Origin of the sequence: Chitinophaga terrae (ex Kim and Jung 2007), assembly GCF_900107795.1 — a bacterium.
Classification (GTDB): domain Bacteria; phylum Bacteroidota; class Bacteroidia; order Chitinophagales; family Chitinophagaceae; genus Chitinophaga; species Chitinophaga terrae.
In genome coordinates, this window is the sequence record NZ_FNRL01000004.1 from 224,050 (window position 1) to 242,248 (window position 18,199).

Here is an 18,199-nt window from a genome sequence, read left to right on the forward strand (position 1 = left end):
AGATTTTCCTGTCTTATATTTGCCTGCAACAACCATCAACACAGGTATACATTGGAAGTAAAATTAGGACTGAAAGAAAACTGGAAGCAGTTTGCCCTGCTGGTACTGGTAAATATGCTGGTAGGGGGCATGGTGGGCCTGGAAAGGACCATAGTGCCATTGGTGGGAACTGAAGAGTTTAAAATCGCATCCGACATCGTTGTCTTTTCTTTCATTATAGCCTTTGGCGTGGTGAAAGCTTTAACCAATCTTATTTCCGGTGTATTGGCAGATAAATATACCCGTAAGCGTGTGCTGATCCTGGGATGGTTGTTCGGGCTGCCGGTGCCTTTCCTGCTGGCATGGGGCCCCGGCTGGAACTGGATACTGTTGGCTAATGTGCTGCTGGGCGTCAGCCAGGGACTGGCCTGGTCTATGACCGTAAATATGAAAATAGACCTGGCAGGCCCCCGCAAACGCGGTCTTGCTATGGGGTTGAACGAAGCGGCAGGATACGGAGCCATGGGGCTTACCGCGCTCCTTACAGGCTACCTGGCGGTTCATTATGGATTGAGGCCCGCGCCTTTCTATATCGGTATCTTCTATGCCATTGCCGGTTTGCTGCTTTCTTTACTGGTGATACATGATACGCGGAAATTTGCGCAACTGGAAGCGGCGGGCGTACAACCGGTTCCAGGCGCCGAAACGTTTCATAAACCAGCCTTAGGCTGGGTGTTCAGGGAAACAACTTTCAGGAATAAGAACCTCTTTGCCGTATCCCAGGCAGGGTTGATCAATAACCTGAACGACGGGATGTCGTGGGGCGTATTCCCTTTGCTGTTCACTTCCGCAGGTGTAGGATTGGAAGGTATTGGCTGGATCAAGGCGGTGTACCCCGTAGTATGGGGCCTGGGGCAGATCGTAACCGGACCGCTGGCCGACCGTTTCGGCCGCAAACCGCTCATTGTTTACGGCATGTTTGTTCAGGCAGCCGGGCACCTGGTGATAGGATTGGAGCTATTTGAACCGTTGACAGCAGGGTTGTTGGGATCAGTATTATTAGGCCTGGGTACCGCGATGGTTTATCCTGCATTGCTTGCTGCCGTAAGCGATACCGCGCATCCTTCATGGAGAGCTTCTTCGCTGGGTGTTTACAGGTTCTGGAGAGATATTGGTTACGCAGCCGGAGCGCTGATGGCAGGTATTGTGGCGGCTTACCTGGGCCTGGTATGGGCTGTACACCTGGCTGGATTAGCCACATTGGTCTCGGGGATTATTGTTTGGGTGCAAATGAAGGAAGCGGGGATGAAAATGTAAGGATCCGGGAACTGTCGTTAATGTATCGAAATGCTCACCGGGTAACCCTTTGCCAGCCAGTCTGGATACCCTTCCTGCATTCTTTTGGCTTTAAACCCTTTCTTATACAACAGCTTAACGGCTTCGTCGGCATATACGCAAAACGGCCCCCTGCAATAGGCGACAATAGTTTTTCCTTTAGGCAGTTGTTTCAGCTGCTCATTCAACTGTTCAATGGGTATAGAGATCGCTTTATGAATATGTCCCCGGTTGTATTCTTCCGCAGGCCTGACATCCAGCAGGATCACTTTGTTCTTCTCCAGCAATTCTAAAAGTTCATCTGCTGCCACGGCTTCCAGGTCGTGATATGCTGATCTGAAATCATTCACTATTTTTTTAACAGCGGTATTGTATACCAGGCCCAGTTCACGCAACTGCGCCCAGGCTTCGTATACCTTGCTGCCAGCGAGGGAGTAATTAATGAAGTTGCCCTGGCGGCTGACAGCAACCAGCCTGGCATTCTTCAGCACCTGCAGGTGCTGGGACGCGTTAGCCACAGAAAGGCCGGTATTGCCGGCTATCTGTTCTACTGAAAAAGGTCCCTGGGCCAACAGGTCGATGATCTCCATACGATGAGGGTTGCCCAGGGCTTTCGTTACTTTTGCCAGCTCACTATATACTTTATCCTTAAAATCGCGTTTCTTCATCTTTGGCAAATGATGGCAAGCCAGGAAAATACCAGGCCTGCCGGTAAAACTATTCTTCTTTTGCAGGGTAGTTTTTATCCAGCCAGTCAACCTTTAAGTTGGTAGCCAGGTTCAGTATGCTCACTTTTGTGAATCCCATTTTCAGCGCCTGGGCCAATGCCGGCCTGGTGTTCGGGCATTTCGTCAAAGGGCAGCAGCCGCAGTAGATCACGATAGCACGGTTCTTATCCTGCTTTTCCAGGTACGTTTTGAGTTTCCTGATAGTCTCTGCTTCCCGGCCTTCACCGATATCTACAGATCCTTTGATCAGGTCCTGGGGGCCTAAACAAAGAATGAGGCTCTGGTTGGAATTGGTTTCTATCCTGGTCGCCAGTTCTGCCGGGTCCATCAAATACTTTTCTTCGATCGGCGGCTGTTGTGCCGCTGCCACTTTAAACAAAAGGGTAGCGATCACAAAAAGGAAATACACTTTTTTCATCAGCAAAATATTATAGGTCTTTTAACTATTCAATAAAGTTATTGAATTCCTATTAAACGACAGGTATTAATTATTGTCTTTTAAGAAGACCAACGGGTTGATCCTGGACGCCCTGATCGTTTGCAGGCCAATGGTTAACCAGGCGATACACAGGGCGGTTAAGGCGGCGCCGATGAAATAAAGAGGCGATAAACTGATCCGGTATGCAAATCCATTGAGCCAGTGCCGGGTAACCAGGTAGCTCACCGGAATTGCAATGGCAATGGCGATCAATACAATTTTTGTGAAATCTGCAGATAACAGGTATACGATATTGGATGCCTGGGCGCCCATAATTTTCCGCATACCTATCTCTTTTGCCCTTCTTTCCACTGTAAATGCCGCCAGTCCGAAAAGACCCAGGCAGGAGATAAGGATAGCCAGCGCCGCAAAATACCTGGAAAGGCCGGCTACCAGCATTTCCGATTGATACTGCTGCTGGTAATCGCTGTCCAGGAATTTATAATCGAAATAATACCCGGGGTTGAATGCCTTGTAGGTTTCTTCAATACTTTTGATCGTAGCGGCCGTTCTGCCGGCATCCAGCCGTATCATGGCCAGCATGGTTTCATCTGGCGATAACCGGAACACAAAAGGTTTGATCTCGCTGTGCATGGAATTAAAGTGGAAATTCCTTGTTACCCCCACAACGTGGGTATTGGCGCCGTTCACATTGATCGTTTTGCCAACTACGCTGCCTGAAAGGTTCATAGCCTTTACAGCCGCCTCGTTCAGTATCACTCCTCCGGAATCGCTTGCAAAGCTGCGGGAAAAAGATCTTCCATCCGCTATCTTAATATCCAGCGTTTCGATCAACCCATAGTTGACAGGAAGTTCTGTAACGCCCAACCGTTGATTGGTATTGCCATCCAACTGGATAAACGAATTAGGTATATCGCCGGGCAATATCACGCTTTGCTGGATACTGGATGCGTTTATCACTCCAGGTACCCGCTTCACCGCTTCAAGGAATGTTTCTTTCTTCTCCGCCGTTTTTCCATCAAATTCAAAATACAGGATATTGTCTTTGTTGTATCCCAGGTTTTTGCTTTGTACATATTTTACCTGGTTGTAAACAACCAGCAGGGAACTCACGAATATGACTGATATCACAAACTGGAAAACCACTGATCCTCTCCTGATAAACAGTTCGCTGGCCGAATCCGTGAACTTCCCTTTTAGTGTAATAACCGGTTTGAACCGTGAAAGATAGAATGCCGGGTAACTGCCGGCTATGAGCCCTGTTACCAGCGCAATGCCAATAAAAGACAGCATCAGCGTTGGCGAAAGACTTAATGTAAGGTGTTTTCCTGTAAGGTTGTTGAATTGCGGCAATAAAAGGAAGATGAGCGATACTGCGATTAACAGCGAAAGAAAGCTCAGGACCAGCGACTCAGATAAGAACTGCATAACAAGTGCTGATGGCTTTATTCCCAGCGCTTTTTTTACGCCAACTTCTTTCATCCTTTTAGATGCCCGGGCGGTCGAAAGGTTCATGAAATTGATGCAGGCGATGAGCAAAATAAAAACAGCAATTATGATGAATAATTTTACATATTCGATCCTGCCGCCGGCCTGTTTTCCATTCTCGAACCTGCCATAGAGATAAGCGTCTGAATATTTCCGCAGGAACAAAGTATTGTTTATTGCCTTAAACCGGCTGCTGATAAAATTGGCTATTTTATTATTGAAGCTGGCTGCATCGGCGCCTGGTTTCAGCACCACGAAATTCTTGAACGGACCGCCCGCCAGGTCGTTCGTTGCAGGCATGATCTCTTTCCAGGCATCCAGCGGCAGTACAAAGTCATATTGTTGGGTGGAATTATGCGGCATATCCTCGTAAACGCCTGTTACCAAAGAGGCTTTGGAAAGCGAAGCCCATTTCCATTCGATGGTCTTGCCTATCGCGTTTTCAGGGGTTTTAAACAATTTGCGGGCAAGCGTTTCAGATAATACGATACCTGTTTTATCGCGCAGCACCTGGTCTTTGTTTCCTGATAACAACCTGAATGAAAAGACGGAGAAAAAATCCCGGCTGGCAAAATTCCCTTTCGCCCCGATCGTATTTTCCTTGTATGATATATTGAATTTCTGGAACCAGGACTCGGGGGAAATGGTAGCAGCCGCCTCTACTTCAGGGAACTCTCTCTTTAATGTTTCTCCAAGCACTCCGCTGGCCCCTTCTTCGGTATTGACATGGTTTTCCTGCACCCTGTTCACCATTACCTGGTAAAGGTTAGCATCGTGTTCGTGGAAGCGGTCTACACTTCTTTCATCATTTATCCATAACAGGATAAGCAGTGCGGCGGCTAAGCCGGTTGACAGGCCAACCAGGTTAATAAGGAAAACGGTCTTCGACTTCTTTAAACCCCGGTAAATAAGGAGTAGCGCGTGTTTGATCATTGTGTGAGAATTGTGTGTGAATAGCGTTGGGATCTGAATTTACGAAACTTTTGCAAGTGTGGCGCCGGTTTTGTCTTATTGTTATCTTGATTGCATCTTTCGGCTATCCTCCAACGCTGATTTTCAAAACAGCAATTTCCTTATCTTGGTCTTCTATTTAAAATATAACAGCTATGAGTTTTGATATTCAACTATACAGAACGGAAACCAAACAACGGCAAAAGGCATCCGGTAATGACCAGTTTTTCGATAATGAAGAAAATCTTGTACCCTTTACAGATGAGCAATTCCAATCCCTGAAAGAAAGATTGCTGGAATATGATTATGTGCTTGAATCGGATAAACCCGGTGAGGTACAGTTATCGCATGACGAGTACAATATAAAAGCTCTCTTAACCCGCAGGGGATTGTACTTCACTGCCGGATGGGACCAGGGCAGCATGTTTGAAGCCGGTATGACGGCTTCCGAGCTGACAGACTCAGGTGAATTTGAAAAATACGATCCCCAGAACGGGGGATGGGAGGAGATAGAAGGCTGATTCAAATTATCGTGAACGAATAAACGTAAAGGGGCTCAGTAATTTTTGAGCCCCTTTTTACGTTTGCCGGGTTACACCAATTAATGGAATCCCTAATACCCGGGATTCTGCTCGAGCGCCGGCTGGTTGCGATCAATCTCAGTTTGTGGTATAGGCCAGAATTTATACTTATCTGCATACTGTGTTTTAATGGCCGGGAACAGCGGGTTCGGTACAAAACCATTCAGCTTCTCCCTGGCTATTCCCCAACGGCGCAGGTCGTGGTATCTTAAGCCTTCCATTGCAAATTCAACCCGCCTTTCGTGCCGTATCTTTTCTCTCATCTGGTCTTTCGACAGGCCTAACGGTAAAGGCGGCATATTAACGCCTGGCCGGCTGCGTACATCATTCACCTGCTGGTAAACGGATGCATCCGGCCCTGCCGCTTCATTTTGGGCTTCTGCATACATCAGTTTAACATCTGCATAGCGGAGCAGTACGAAATCGTTATCATCCAACGCGCCATAGTCGGGATTTTCCAGGCCCGGCGTCAACCATTTTTTTACTGCATAATAGCCGGTTATCCAACTGTCTTTGCCCGGGGTAGCCACGGAAAGATCGCCTGTAAAAGGCCAGCCCTGGGCTTTTGTATCGCCCGCAAAAAAGAAGGTCATCGTTTTTCTCGGGTCTCCCGGTTCGTATTCATTGATCAGGTCCTGGGTGCCCAGTTCTCCTTTCCAGCGTTGCAGGTGAACTGCCAATGCCACATCCTGGTGTTGAATATTAGGCAACTGGTAACGTACGGAGAACATGATCTCAGGACTGCTGTTTTGATCCGGTTTGTAAAAGTTGCCGGGGTAATTGTTATACAGCGAGAATTTTCCGCCGTCAATGATCTGTTTGGCCAGCGCCGCGGCGTCGGTCCATTTCTGCTGCAACATTAAAGCGCGCAGTTTATATCCCATTGCCGTTGCCTTCACTGCGTGACCATCATTGTACGCTTTGTCGGGAAGGTTGGCAATTGCGGCGTCAAGATCCGATTCTACCAGTTTCAGGACTTCCGACTGGGGCGATTTGGCGCGGGTAGATTTGAAGTCAAGCGTGAACGGGTCTTCCGTTACAATAGGAACATTGCCATACAACTGCGCCAGCCAGAGGTAATTGAATCCCCTGATAAAGTATGCTTCCGCCTTGTACTGATCCAGTTTCTGCCCCTGCAGTACTTTACCCACATTGGCAAGAAAGGAGTTGGCGGAGGCTATAGCCTGGTAGCAATTCACATAATAAGAGTAAACAAAATCTCCTGATTGCGGCGTTATGCCTGCAGTAAGCGCGGTAGTACCGCCGCCGTAGTTATATTGCCCGTACGAGTCATCACTGAAGTTGTCCCAGGCCATAACTGTGTATTGAGAAGTGGCATATCCTACGCTGGCATAAAGGGAACTGTAAAGTCCTGTAAGCGCCAGGTCGGCATCCGATTCACTTTTCCAGAATACAGAGGAGGAGAGCGCCGAAGGCGGTGTTTTATCAAGGAATGTTTTACTGCATGATATTGTACTTAAGACAAGCGGCAGTGCAACAAGTATATTAAGCGTCAGTTTTTTCATATTGGTAGCATTGAGAAAGATGATTAGAACTGCACAGAAGCGCCGAAGGTGAATGTCCTGTTTTGCGGATAGCTGAGATAGGTGCCGCTGGCGGAAGTCCTTTCAGGGTCCAGGCCCGGAAATTTGCTGGCTGTAAATACATTGTCGGCGGTGAAATAAATCCTTGCCATCTTCATACCTACCTGCTTTGCCAGGCTGGCAGGGAATGTATAACCCAGCTGTATGTTCTTCAACCGCAGGAACGAAGCGTCTTTCAGGAAGTAAGTAGAAGCGTAGTTCTGTACGGCCGGGTAGCTGTCGGCAACATAGATCTTGGGCATGGTGTTGGAAGGATGCTCAGGCGTCCAGCGCTGCAGCCAATCGGTAGTGGGCACTGAACCCTGCCTGAAAGGTTCTATTCCCCAACCGTTCACATAGATCTTCTGACCCTGGGAGCCGAATAACTGGGCGCTGAAATCAAACCCTTTATATCCTGCACTGAGGTTAATGGCATACTGGTAAGCCGGGTAACGTCCGCTTACATAGGTTCTGTCTTTATCATCTATCTTTTTGTCGCCATTGAGATCCTTGAATTTCAGGTCGCCGGGCGTTGGAGTAACCGGTTGAACCGGCGATTGATCTATTTCCTGCTGGTTCTGGAATATGCCGTCCCAGGTATAAAGGTAGAACTCATCCAATGGTTTACCTTCCTGCCTGATTGAGTTGCCTATGATCTCCGTTTTTCCATACTTTTCCAGCTTATTCGTATAGTGCTGTATGTTAGCTCCAATGCTCCAGGAAAAGTCGGTGCCGATAACATCCCGGTACAGCGCACTCAATTCAAACCCTTTGTTCCTTAAGGCGCCGTCGTTGATCGTTGGGGCGTTAAGGCCCAACCATAACGGAACCTGCGAGGTGCGCAGGATGTCGAATGTATATTTATTGAACCAGTCGCCGTTCAGCGTTAACCTGTTGTCCAGTATGCTGAAATCGAAGCCCAGGTCGAAAACGCGGGTAGTTTCCCATTGCAGGGAAGGATCGGTGAGCGTAGTAGCCGCAAACCCCGGCGCCGGCGAGCTGCCAAATGCATAGCTCCTGTTCTCGAGGGTTGACTGGTAAGGATATGTTCCGATATTCTGGTTGCCTAACTGCCCCCAGGAACCGCGCAGTTTCAGGTCGTTCAGCCAGGATGCATGTTCCAGGAACGATTCCTTTGAAATACGCCAACCGCCGGAAAATGAATAGAACAGTCCCCAACGGGTATTGCCCGGCAGGCGGGAAGTGCCGTCGTACCTGACGCTGGCGCCCAGCAGGTATTTATCCATATAGTCGTAGTTCGCCGTTCCATAGTAAGAGCGGATAGCCCATTCGGCGGAGGTGCCGTTGTTTGTTTGCCCGTTCGCCGGTCCGGCATCCAGTTCTCTCAGGAGGTTGGTAGGGAATTGGGTGCGCGAAGCATTGAGCCTGCCGCTTCCGTTATGTTCCTGCTGGTAGCCTGCCAGCGCGGAAATGTTATGATCGCCCAATTGTTTTTTATAGGTGAGCTGGCTGTAGTATACAGTGTATAAACTATCGGACCTGCCAACATTCAGTCCTGGCGTTCCTACATCCAGCGCGCCGGCCGAACTCATATCTGAGTAGAAGTAGGTTTGTACCAGCGGCCTGAAATCGTTGAACTGGTAAGCGTCATAGTTAATGCCCGCCCTGTTTTCCCATTTCAGCCCGTCAACTATATCTACATCCAGCGATAAATTGCCTTGTGCGTAATAGTCCTTATACCTGATCCTCACATCCTCGCCTACGATAGCCACGGTATTTTTGTTTCCCAGTTCGTTGGGGTAGGCCCGTTTGATCCAGCGGCCGTCAGCGCTCCGTGGCGGGTAGAGAGGCGATTGAGCCAGCGTGGAAAGGAACATATCCGTACTGCCATTTTCAGGCGCTTTACGGTCGCTGTACCGCATCTGGATATTGGTACCCAGGGTAACGCGTTTATGCACCCTGGATGATAATCCGAAATTGAGCGTATATTTCTTTTCCTCGAAGCCTATCATCACCCCGTTCTGGTTGGAGAGTCCTACTCCCAGGCTGTAGGTAGTGCCTTCACGCCCGCCATTGATATTTAGATAATGGTTTTGTACAGTACTGGTTCTGAATACATCATTCAGCCAGTTATGGTTCGGGTATTTTATGCGATCGGTTGCATTTTTGTACAGATCAATTTGCGATTGGGTGTACAAAGGTTGCAGGCCGGAGTTCAATCTTGCTTCGTTGGATAATTCCATGAACTGGGCTGAATTGGTAACCAGGTCGGGCAACGCGGTAGCAGATTGAAATCCGATGTTATAATTGTAACTGAGATTGAATCCGCCGCCTTTTCCTTTCTTTGTTTTTACGACTATTACGCCATTGGCGCCCCTTGATCCGTAGATCGCGGCGGAAGCGGCGTCTTTAAGCACGGAAATGGATTCAATATCATTCGGGTTGAGGATACCCAGGCTGCCCGGCAATCCATCTACGATCACCAGCGGTTCATTGCCTGCGCCGCTGAAAGTGCCGATACCCCTGATGCGCAATTGCACAGATTCATTGCCCGGTTCCCCCGAGTTCTGCACTACCTGCAAACCGGGGAGTTGCCCCTGCAACAGCGTGGAGGGATTCGTTGCAACCCGTTTGTTCAGGTCTTCGCCGGATACGGTAACTACTGCACTGGTCAGTTTTCGCTTGCTCTGCGTATTGTACCCGACTACCACAACCTGGTTCAGGTCTGCCGTCTGCGTTTGCAATACGATATTTATGAATTGCTGCCCCGATATTTTAATCGTCTGTGGCGCAAACCCAACGGAGCTGAACGTAACGAAAGCGCCTTCCGTCACATTGATGGTAAATTCTCCCTTTGCATCCGTAGTGGCCACAAATACCGGTTTGTCAACATTGACGGTAACATTGGGCAACGCTTCGCCCGTTGGTGAAACAACTTTTCCCTGGATTTTCCTGGCAGGAGGCGCCTGACCCTGGAACGCTTTTGCCGGACTAAAAAATAAGAGAGAAAGAAAAACAGAAAGTACACACAGTCGGTGGAATGACCCCGGTCCCAATTTGGGGGGATAGATTTTTGGTTTCAATAACATATATTTTGGTTTAGACGTGGATAGGCTTTTATTGGTTCACTTTTTACATCCGAAGTTCACAGAGGAAAGATCTTTGTCCCGTTGCTAACAAATATAAAATCAGGCAGATAACTGCCAGCACTATGAATAAGACTTTGTTTTATACAATTCCGACCAATTGTTTATCTTAGCCCGGGGCCTTTATTATATATGAGCAGGAGACTTCTGAAACATTCTTTTTCTTTACTGCATGTTGATCATGTGCAATTAAACCATAGATGGAACTATAAGAACGTTATCAGTCCGTACTATCGCCTTTACTATATCAACGAAGGCGAAGGACTGCTATCTAACGCCTCGCAACAAATTTGCCTGGAACCCGGCTATATTTATCTCATTCCCAGTTTTACGCTCTGCAACCTCTATTGCAAGGAATATCTCAGCCAGTATTTTATCCAGTTTTTCGAAGATTCGCCGGATGGTATTTCCCTGTTCCATCATAACCGGTCGCTGATGAAATTGCCGGCTACGGAACTGGACATCGTACATTTCCAGCGTATGCTGGCCATTAACCCGGGCCGGGGTATTAACAGGAGCGATAATCCCAAAGTTTATGAGAAAAGTGATTATTACCGCGAGTACCAGGCGCTGAATAACAGGCAGAGCATGGGAGCTTACCTGGAAACGCAGGGCATCATTTTGCAACTTTTGTCGCGGTTCGTGGATTCCGAAAATTTCGACCAGGCCGGCAGCGAGGAGATCCCCCAGAAAGTTCTCAGCGCTATGAGCTATATCCAGATCAACCTGCATCAACCTATTACAGTAGCGCAGCTGGCAAGCCGCGCAAGCCAGCATCCCGATTATTTCTCCCGGCAATTCCTGCGCTATACCGGCGAAAGACCGCTGGCATATATTCATACCAAACGGATTGAAAGAGCGCAGTTCCTTATTATCACTACCCGCATGGCATATTCCGAGATCGCCTCCGAGATCGGATTTGATAGCCTGCCGCACTTCTCCCGCGTATTCAAGAAGATCACCAGGCTAACCCCCGGCGAGTATCGCCGCCAGTACCAGCAGATGCACGACGGCGAATAATGGCAGAAGTCGGATTTAGATAAAACAAAGTCTTTTTCGGTATACCCCCGTGCACGACGGCAAATATAAATTTGCTGCCATGTCAACCTTTTGAATAGTCAGGTAGCAGCATTAATTCCACTTAAATAAACTATGAAACGATTCGCACTCGCACTCGACCTGGTAGACGACCCGGTTCTTATCCGTGAATATGATGAATGGCACCGTAAAGGAAATGGCTGGCCTGAAATAACCAAAAGCATTATGGATGCCGGCATTTTAAATATGGAAATTTACCGTACCGGCAACCGCCTTTTCATGATCATGGAAACGACCGATGATTTCTCTTTTGAAGAAAAATCACGTCTCGATGCCGCCAATCCCAAAGTCCGGGAATGGGAACAACTCATGTGGAAATACCAGCTGCCATTACCATGGGCGCAACAGGACGAAAAATGGGTCATGATGGATCAAATATTCAAACTCAACGAACCTGATAAATAGTTTAATATGAAAAATACAATTATCCTACTCTTTGGTGTTTGCGTAATGGCATCGGCCAACGGTCAGGACAAATCCCACGTTACCGGCCCTTATAAGGCAAGCGAAAAATCCCTGGAACAATACAGCTATCCCGACTGGTTCCGCGATGCAAAATTTGGTATCTGGTCCCACTGGGGCCCCCAGGCCGTTCCACGGGAAGGCGACTGGTATGCTAAGAACATGTACATCCAGGGTAGCCGTCAGAACGTCGCACATGTAAAGAAATACGGACCTCCGTCGAAGTTTGGATATAAAGACATTATTCCTTTGTGGAAGGCCGAAAAATGGCGCCCTGAAGAACTGATGAAGCTCTACAAAAAAGCAGGGGCGCGTTATTTTGTGTCTATGGGTACGCACCACGATAACTTCTTTCTCTGGCATTCTTCCATCAACAAATGGAATGCGGTGAACATGGGTCCGCATAAAGATGTGGTGAAACTCTGGCAACAGGCAGCCAAAAAAGAGGGATTGCGTTTTGGCGTATCTGAACACCTGGCTGCCAGCTTCAACTGGTTTCAACCCAGCCACGGGGCCGATGCAACAGGACCGCTGGCCGGCGTACCATACGATGGCGCAGATCCTGCCTACCAGGATCTCTACCACGAAAAAGCCGATTCGGCTGATATAAACAACTGGCTTACCAATAATCCAAAATGGCATGCGCACTGGCTTAAATGCATAGAGGAACTGATCGATAATTATCATCCCGATCTTTTGTATTCAGACAGCCAGGTGCCATTCGGAGAAACAGGTCTGGAAATGGTTGCGCATTTTTATAATGATAACGTATCCAGGAACAATGGCAGGATGACTGCCGTATACACGCCTAAACAGCCATCCGGCGGCAGATGGGTGCAGGATGTGGAACGCGGACTGCTGGATTCTATCTGCCCTTTCCCATGGCAAACGGATACTTCAATAGGCGACTGGTATTACCAGACCGGCCAATCTTATAAAACCGCTGAAGAAATAATCCGCCTGCTGCTCGACATCGTGAGCAAGAACGGGAACCTGCTGCTGAACGTTGTACAAACACCGGAAGGCGACCTGGAGCCGGATGTGATCAGCATACTGGACGGCCTGGGCGCCTGGATGCAGGCCAACAGCGAAGGTATATATGGCTCACGGCCCTGGAAGATCTATGGCGAAGGGCCATCTACTATTAAAGGTAACCAGGCGAAAGGCCACTTCGGCGGTATCAGCGATGTACAGCAATACCAAACCTCCGATGTGCGATTCACTACCAAAGGAAATTCTATCTATGCCTATTGCATGAAAACGCCTGAGAAAACAGTGCGCATCAATTCACTGGCTAAAGGGAACGCATATACGGACAAATCCGTAAAAGCTGTTTACATGCTGGGAGTAAAGAAACCTGTACGTTGGCAGCAAGAGGCCGACGCGCTGGTGATCACGCTGCCGGATAATGTACCGGCTTCGGGCATCACCGGGTTCAGGGTGGAGATGAAGTAAAGCATAATACATCGAAAAAAGCGCCTCTTGTTGTCATAAAACAGGAGGCGCTCTTTGTTTTTCTGCCAATTTTTATTTCGGCAGCTTGGCGATCCGGTAGAAAACCCTACATTCGGGCAGCATATTTTTATCAGAATTATGAGCACCATTGTAGACCAATTTTTGAAAGGCCTGAAAGAACGCCTGCCGGAAGAAGATAACGAAGATCTTTCTTACGCTGTTGGCGCCACAGACGAAGAGATCGCCCGGCTTAAAGAACGTTACCCGCAAACTCCGGATTCTCTTGTTTACCTGCTGAAACAGATCAACGGTACTTATCACCAGCAATATGGAGACAGGAAAATTGCTGTATTGATGTTGGGGTCGGATGTGGGAGAATACCCGTACTACCTGAAGTCAGTAGACCAGATACTAAAAGAAAAGATGTACAACGAAAGTATCCGTGAACGTTATGATACTTATTTCGATGAAATATCTGAACTGGTAGGAGAAGGGATAGACCCTGATGTGCCTGTGCAATCCTGGCTCCATTTCTCCGACTGTATGAACAATGGCGGCACTTCCAGCTTATACATCGATTTTAATCCCGCGCCCGGCGGAACGCCGGGGCAGATAGTCCGCTTCCTGCATGATCCCGATAGTTACAAGGTGATCGCGCCGTCGTTTGATCAATACCTGCAGGACCTGGTAGATAAAGACTATGATTTTATTTTGGAAGAAGACGAAGATGATTTTTATTAACCGGCTTCCTGGTAATGGCCTGGCGCCTTTCCTGTCCAACGTTTGAAGGCCCTGCTGAAGGCGCTGGGTTCATTGTAGCCTAACATCCAGGAAATATCTTTCAGTTCAAAATTACCTGAAGAAATATATTGTTCAGCAAGGGAGCGTTTTACTTCATCAGCAATCTGCTGAAAAGTAAAACCTTCCTTTTTTAACTGGCGCTGAAGGCTGCGTGGACTGACATTGAAATTGGCGGCGATATCGTCCAGTGAGGATACGCCCAGGTATGCGTTTGCCAGCAGGTAATTATAGATCCTTGTTTGCAGGGTAGAGGTTCTGGCTGCCGGTTTGGCAAGCCGCTTTATTTTCTTGAGGAATAATTCCTGCAACTCATAATTAGCCGTAAGGATAGGTTCATCCCAGAGCGGCCCCGGGATAGTTAACCCGTATTTCCCGCTGCTTTTTACCGGCCTGCAACGCAATACCCGCTCATATTCTTCAGGGTCGCTAACCTTATAGGGCAGGAAAACGGATTGGGGAACAATTTTCTTCAACATCAGCCCATCCAGTTCATGGATGGTTATTACCAGCAATAGTTCCATCAGGCTGCCGAGGTCATTTGACGACTGCTGTTTGGTTGCTGGCAGCAGGGTTATATGAGTGCTGTTTTTATCCTGCCTGAGGCTCATGCTGGCCTGGTCGGTGAACAGGTGCACCAATGCTGCCGCATGGGTAAGCGCTTCGCCTACCGTTGCACTGCTTTGAATGATATGGCCCACTATTCCCAGGGCGCTGGCGCGAAGAGATTCGCCCATATGCAGGCTGAACAACGGGTCATTTGCCAGGTGTGCAGCGTTCTTCCACAGGTGATGGAGTTGTTGATGGGTAAGAGGTGCACTGTTTGGGTTTTTAAGGTAGGTAGAAGGAATGCCTGACAGTTTACAGAGTTGCGCTGCGTTAACATCCCGCTGTACTGCGTAGGCGATGATATTGTTTACCAGTTCTTTCATGCCGTAAATATAAAACCTATAACCGGGTTAAATAAACTGGTGTCGTGATATGGTATGTGATTGTCGTGAAAAGATAAGCAGCCGGGCTGCCCCCGATGCTAGTTTTGCTGTATCAAATTAACAAAACAAAAAAAGATACATTATGGAAAAGCAATCACTGGCCGTAGTAACCGAATTTATTGATGCAGTAAAAGCATTGAACCTGGAAAAAGTAGGCGCCCTGTTGCATCCTGAAGTTAAGTGGCATCAACCGGGCCGGAACCGTTTTTCGGGAGCTAAACAATCAGCAGCCGAAGTATTCCAGATGGTAGGAGGGATGTTTGAAGTGTCGCAGAATACAATGAAACTGGAGAAGGCGGATCTTTTTGCCCTCAATGGCGGCAGCGTGGCGGTATCGCTGACCTGGAAGGCTTCCAGGCCCGGCGCTGAGCTGGATACTGAAAATATAGATGTCTATACTGTCGAAAACGGGCAGATAGTTGCCGTCACGGTATTTGCCACAGACCTGGGGCAGGAAGACAATTTCTGGGGTAATTGAGTGCATGGGCCGGTCAGCTGACCGGCCTTTTTTTAATCTGTTATTTGAATGTAACTTTTAGACCTTAACATCGTTTTATTGACGATATGTTGGAAATAAGCGCCTAAAAATGGTTAATTTGCAGGTTTGGTAATTAATAAAAAAAGAAAATGGCAATTGAAGAGAACAGGGATGCCAACTTGAGCGGAGATCCATATGAGAATTTTCGGGCATTATTGCAGCAATCGGTAGTTTTTCCTACTACATATACTTTCAAATTCATCGTTAAAGCAGAGGAAGAAAAGATCATTGAATTGGAATCGATATTCGTTGGCACTCCGGCGAAGATCACGGTTACCAATTCATCTACCGGTAAATACAGGTCATTTACCGTAAAAGTGCAGGTGCAGGATGAAGAAGAAGTGATCAACTATTATAAAGAAGTGTCGAAGATCGACTCGGTGATCATGCTGTAAAAAGCCGTACGTTTAATATTGTTCATAAGTGAAGCGATTATTGTTCTACTTTCCCGTCAACCCGGCAGCGAAGAATGCAGGTAACATTACCAGGGCTTTAGGATTCCTGGAATATTTTAAGAAAAGGAACCTGGAGGTCGATTTTGTATCCGAAAAATACTGGGGCATCTATACCCCTGAAGGGATAGCGGAACTCAAAGCAACCGGCCTGGTGAACGAAGTACATTTGCTGGAGTGGAAACCCAAGAAGAAAAATCCGATCACCTATTTCTTCGGATATAAACTTAAGAACAAGTCATTTGTCAGGAAGATAAACCCGAAAGGTGCTGTTTTTAACCGCGTAACTTTATATTTGCAGCAACAGTTCAATGAACTGCTTTTAAAAAAGCATTACGATTATATCCTCATCAGCTATGCTTTCTGGGCCGACCTGATCTATAAAAATCCCCTTGCTGCCAAATCCCTTACCATCATAGATACGCATGACCTGGAATCGTCGCAGTTTCAGCATGAAGAAGGGTTTGATGTTGGCGTGGCGCTGGGCGATGAATTAAGACGGCTGGAGCTTTACGACCAGGTATGGGCTATTTCGCCGGAAGAAAGTTATTTCTTCTCACAATTTCTTGGCAACCGGGTAAAATATATTCCCATGATGTTGCCTGATCCTATACCGGTAACCCCCAACTCTAACCCGGAATTCGATCTTGTTTATGTAGCCAGCGATAATCCAAAGAATATCATGTCGGCAGCCTGGTTCTTTGATCATGTATATCCATTGATCTCTCCGGACGCCAGGCTGGCGGTAGTAGGCAAGATCACCTCGCATGTGCCTGAAAACCTGCCCAATGTTACGCTGATCCCGTATGTGGAACACCTGGAAACCATTTATACCAATGCCCGCGTTGCTTTATCGCCTATGCTGGAAGGAACCGGCGTAAAAGTGAAAGTAGTGGAAGCTCTGTCGCATGGCCTGCCGGTAGTTTGTACGGAAAGAGGTACAGATGGCCTGCCGTTCAAGAGCAATAACGGCTGCCTGGTTGGGGAAACGCCTGCAGAATTTGCCGGCTATGTAAACCAGTTGTTGCAGGATGCCGACTTGTATAAGCAACAGGCTGAAATGGCGAAAAATACTTTCCTGCAATGCTTCTCCGCTGAAGAAGTATCCAAACGCCTGGATGCTGCATTATCAATCGGCCGATGAGGGCTTGTCGAAAGCCCATTTTTTTTCATAGGTGCTGAAGTACCGGTGAGCGAGCCAGGGGCTGATCCGGCTCAGGAACAAACCGACATGCAGCACAGGGATTCTTTTCCCGTATGTATCGTAAAGAGAAGCTTTTTCCCAGCCCAGGTCGCGGCTGTTCTTTTGTAATAGTTTTATAAACGCCCTGTATGCTTCTTTGCTTACAGCGCCCCCGTTCCTGTACAATTCAAAGTACCCGCTATAAATGATCACCCTGGCGTTGTGATAACGCATGAAATCATTTTTGTATTTAGCCCAAACGCCTTTGGAAATGAGAAATAATTTCATCTGCTGGTCGGCCTGGTAAAAGAGCGCTGCTTTATCTTCCCTGAAACCGCTGCTCATGGTAGAAGCTTCTCCTTCATTGCTCCTGAGAAAATAATTATACAGGCAGCCGCTGATACATACCAGCTTTTTAGTGTGAAAAACAGCTTCCAGCATAAATGGAGAGTCTTCAAACACGCGCTGGCGGAAGCGTATATTATGGGCTTCCAGCAACGAACGTTTATAAACCTTGCCCCAGGTAGCAGTGTTCAGCACTTCTTTTCCCGGTGTGTTTTCAGCAAGAAAACAGGAAATGGGGTCTGCATTGATAAACGCCGAAGGATCATATTCAAACTGGTATAAGACTTCCGGTTTTTCATCTCGTTTTTTTACGATCCGGTAACCGAAACAAACTATCTCCGCATTCTCTTTCACCGCCGCATCCATTGCCCGTTCCAGGGTTTCAGGCTCTATCCAGTCGTCGCCATCCACGAAAGTGATGTATTCTCCCGTTGCCTTCTCTATTCCCTTATTCCTCGCTACCCCCTGTCCGGCGTTCTCCTGTTGTATTATCCTGATATTAGCATGTTTTTCCGCCGCCGCTTCCAGGAGGTTCAACGACTGGTCGGTAGACCCATCGTCAATAAAGAGCAATTCCGTGTTGGGATAAGTTTGCCCAACCAGGGACGCAATTGTGTTTCCCAGGTACGGAGCAAGATTATAAACCGGAATAATTACTGTGACAAGCGGAGAGGACATCTGGAAT

The 18,199-nt window shown here is 47.7% G+C and carries 16 protein-coding genes; 9 read left to right on the forward strand and 7 right to left on the reverse strand.

The features are described from left to right. Positions 1–51 precede the first annotated feature (51 nt). Positions 52–1,296, forward strand: coding sequence for an MFS transporter (locus tag BLV62_RS06130; RefSeq protein ID WP_225889520.1), 1,245 nt, complete (start codon positions 52–54; stop codon positions 1,294–1,296). A gap of 17 nt (positions 1,297–1,313) precedes the next feature. Here BLV62_RS06130 and BLV62_RS06135 read toward each other — a convergent pair whose 3' ends face one another. The 3 genes from BLV62_RS06135 to BLV62_RS06145 all read right to left on the reverse strand — a co-directional run bounded on the left by BLV62_RS06135 (position 1,314) and on the right by BLV62_RS06145 (position 4,902). Beyond that, on the reverse strand, positions 1,314–1,982 hold the full coding sequence (locus tag BLV62_RS06135; protein ID WP_089759741.1) for an ArsR/SmtB family transcription factor: 669 nt from the start codon (positions 1,980–1,982) through the stop codon (positions 1,314–1,316). 49 nt (positions 1,983–2,031) lie between these two features. Beyond that, positions 2,032–2,460: a rhodanese-like domain-containing protein gene (locus tag BLV62_RS06140; protein ID WP_089759743.1), complete on the reverse strand. Its 429-nt coding sequence runs from the start codon at positions 2,458–2,460 to the stop codon at positions 2,032–2,034. Between the two features lie 66 nt (positions 2,461–2,526). Continuing rightward, the gene (locus tag BLV62_RS06145; protein ID WP_089759744.1) at positions 2,527–4,902 is read right to left on the reverse strand and encodes an ABC transporter permease; all 2,376 of its coding nucleotides are present in this window, start codon (positions 4,900–4,902) and stop codon (positions 2,527–2,529) included. A 173-nt stretch (positions 4,903–5,075) separates the two neighbouring features. Here BLV62_RS06145 and BLV62_RS06150 point away from each other — a divergent pair, with 173 nt between their 5' ends. Next, positions 5,076–5,441: a hypothetical protein gene (locus tag BLV62_RS06150; protein WP_089759746.1), complete on the forward strand. Its 366-nt coding sequence runs from the start codon at positions 5,076–5,078 to the stop codon at positions 5,439–5,441. Positions 5,442–5,533: 92 nt separating this feature from the next. Here the strand turns inward: BLV62_RS06150 and BLV62_RS06155 are convergent, their stop codons facing one another. After that, complete coding sequence (locus BLV62_RS06155) at positions 5,534–7,027, reverse strand: RagB/SusD family nutrient uptake outer membrane protein (RefSeq protein WP_089759748.1); 1,494 nt, start codon at positions 7,025–7,027, stop codon at positions 5,534–5,536. 23 nt (positions 7,028–7,050) lie between these two features. After that, positions 7,051–10,134: a SusC/RagA family TonB-linked outer membrane protein gene (locus BLV62_RS06160; protein WP_089759749.1), complete on the reverse strand. Its 3,084-nt coding sequence runs from the start codon at positions 10,132–10,134 to the stop codon at positions 7,051–7,053. 189 nt (positions 10,135–10,323) lie between these two features. Here BLV62_RS06160 and BLV62_RS06165 point away from each other — a divergent pair, with 189 nt between their 5' ends. From BLV62_RS06165 to BLV62_RS06180, 4 genes are all read left to right on the forward strand, one after another. Further along, on the forward strand, positions 10,324–11,211 hold the full coding sequence (locus BLV62_RS06165) for a helix-turn-helix domain-containing protein (RefSeq protein ID WP_089759751.1): 888 nt from the start codon (positions 10,324–10,326) through the stop codon (positions 11,209–11,211). 132 nt (positions 11,212–11,343) lie between these two features. Continuing rightward, positions 11,344–11,694, forward strand: coding sequence for an L-rhamnose mutarotase (locus BLV62_RS06170; protein ID WP_089759753.1), 351 nt, complete (start codon positions 11,344–11,346; stop codon positions 11,692–11,694). Between the two features lie 6 nt (positions 11,695–11,700). Beyond that, entirely contained in the window at positions 11,701–13,206 is a 1,506-nt protein-coding gene (locus BLV62_RS06175; protein ID WP_089759755.1) for an alpha-L-fucosidase, read from the forward strand. 138 nt (positions 13,207–13,344) lie between these two features. Beyond that, on the forward strand, positions 13,345–13,947 hold the full coding sequence (locus BLV62_RS06180; protein ID WP_089759899.1) for an SMI1/KNR4 family protein: 603 nt from the start codon (positions 13,345–13,347) through the stop codon (positions 13,945–13,947). Here BLV62_RS06180 and BLV62_RS06185 read toward each other — a convergent pair. Continuing rightward, complete coding sequence (locus BLV62_RS06185; RefSeq protein ID WP_089759756.1) at positions 13,944–14,936, reverse strand: AraC family transcriptional regulator; 993 nt, start codon at positions 14,934–14,936, stop codon at positions 13,944–13,946. The genes BLV62_RS06180 and BLV62_RS06185 overlap by 4 nt on opposite strands. 142 nt (positions 14,937–15,078) lie before the next feature. Here BLV62_RS06185 and BLV62_RS06190 point away from each other — a divergent pair, with 142 nt between their 5' ends. From BLV62_RS06190 to BLV62_RS06200, 3 genes are all read left to right on the forward strand, one after another. After that, entirely contained in the window at positions 15,079–15,474 is a 396-nt protein-coding gene (locus tag BLV62_RS06190; protein ID WP_089759758.1) for a nuclear transport factor 2 family protein, read from the forward strand. Positions 15,475–15,623: 149 nt separating this feature from the next. Further along, positions 15,624–15,929 carry a DUF493 domain-containing protein gene (locus tag BLV62_RS06195; protein ID WP_089759761.1) on the forward strand — a complete coding sequence of 102 codons (306 nt, stop codon included), beginning with the start codon at positions 15,624–15,626 and terminating at the stop codon, positions 15,927–15,929. 28 nt (positions 15,930–15,957) lie between these two features. Then, positions 15,958–17,130, forward strand: a complete 1,173-nt coding sequence (locus BLV62_RS06200) for a glycosyltransferase (protein ID WP_139169960.1) — start codon at positions 15,958–15,960, stop codon at positions 17,128–17,130. On the opposite strand, the gene BLV62_RS06205 is transcribed toward BLV62_RS06200, so the two are convergent. After that, positions 17,116–18,192 carry a glycosyltransferase family 2 protein gene (locus BLV62_RS06205; RefSeq protein WP_089759765.1) on the reverse strand — a complete coding sequence of 359 codons (1,077 nt, stop codon included), beginning with the start codon at positions 18,190–18,192 and terminating at the stop codon, positions 17,116–17,118. The two genes, BLV62_RS06200 and BLV62_RS06205, sit on opposite strands and share 15 nt — an antisense overlap. Between the last annotated feature and the right edge of the window lie 7 nt (positions 18,193–18,199).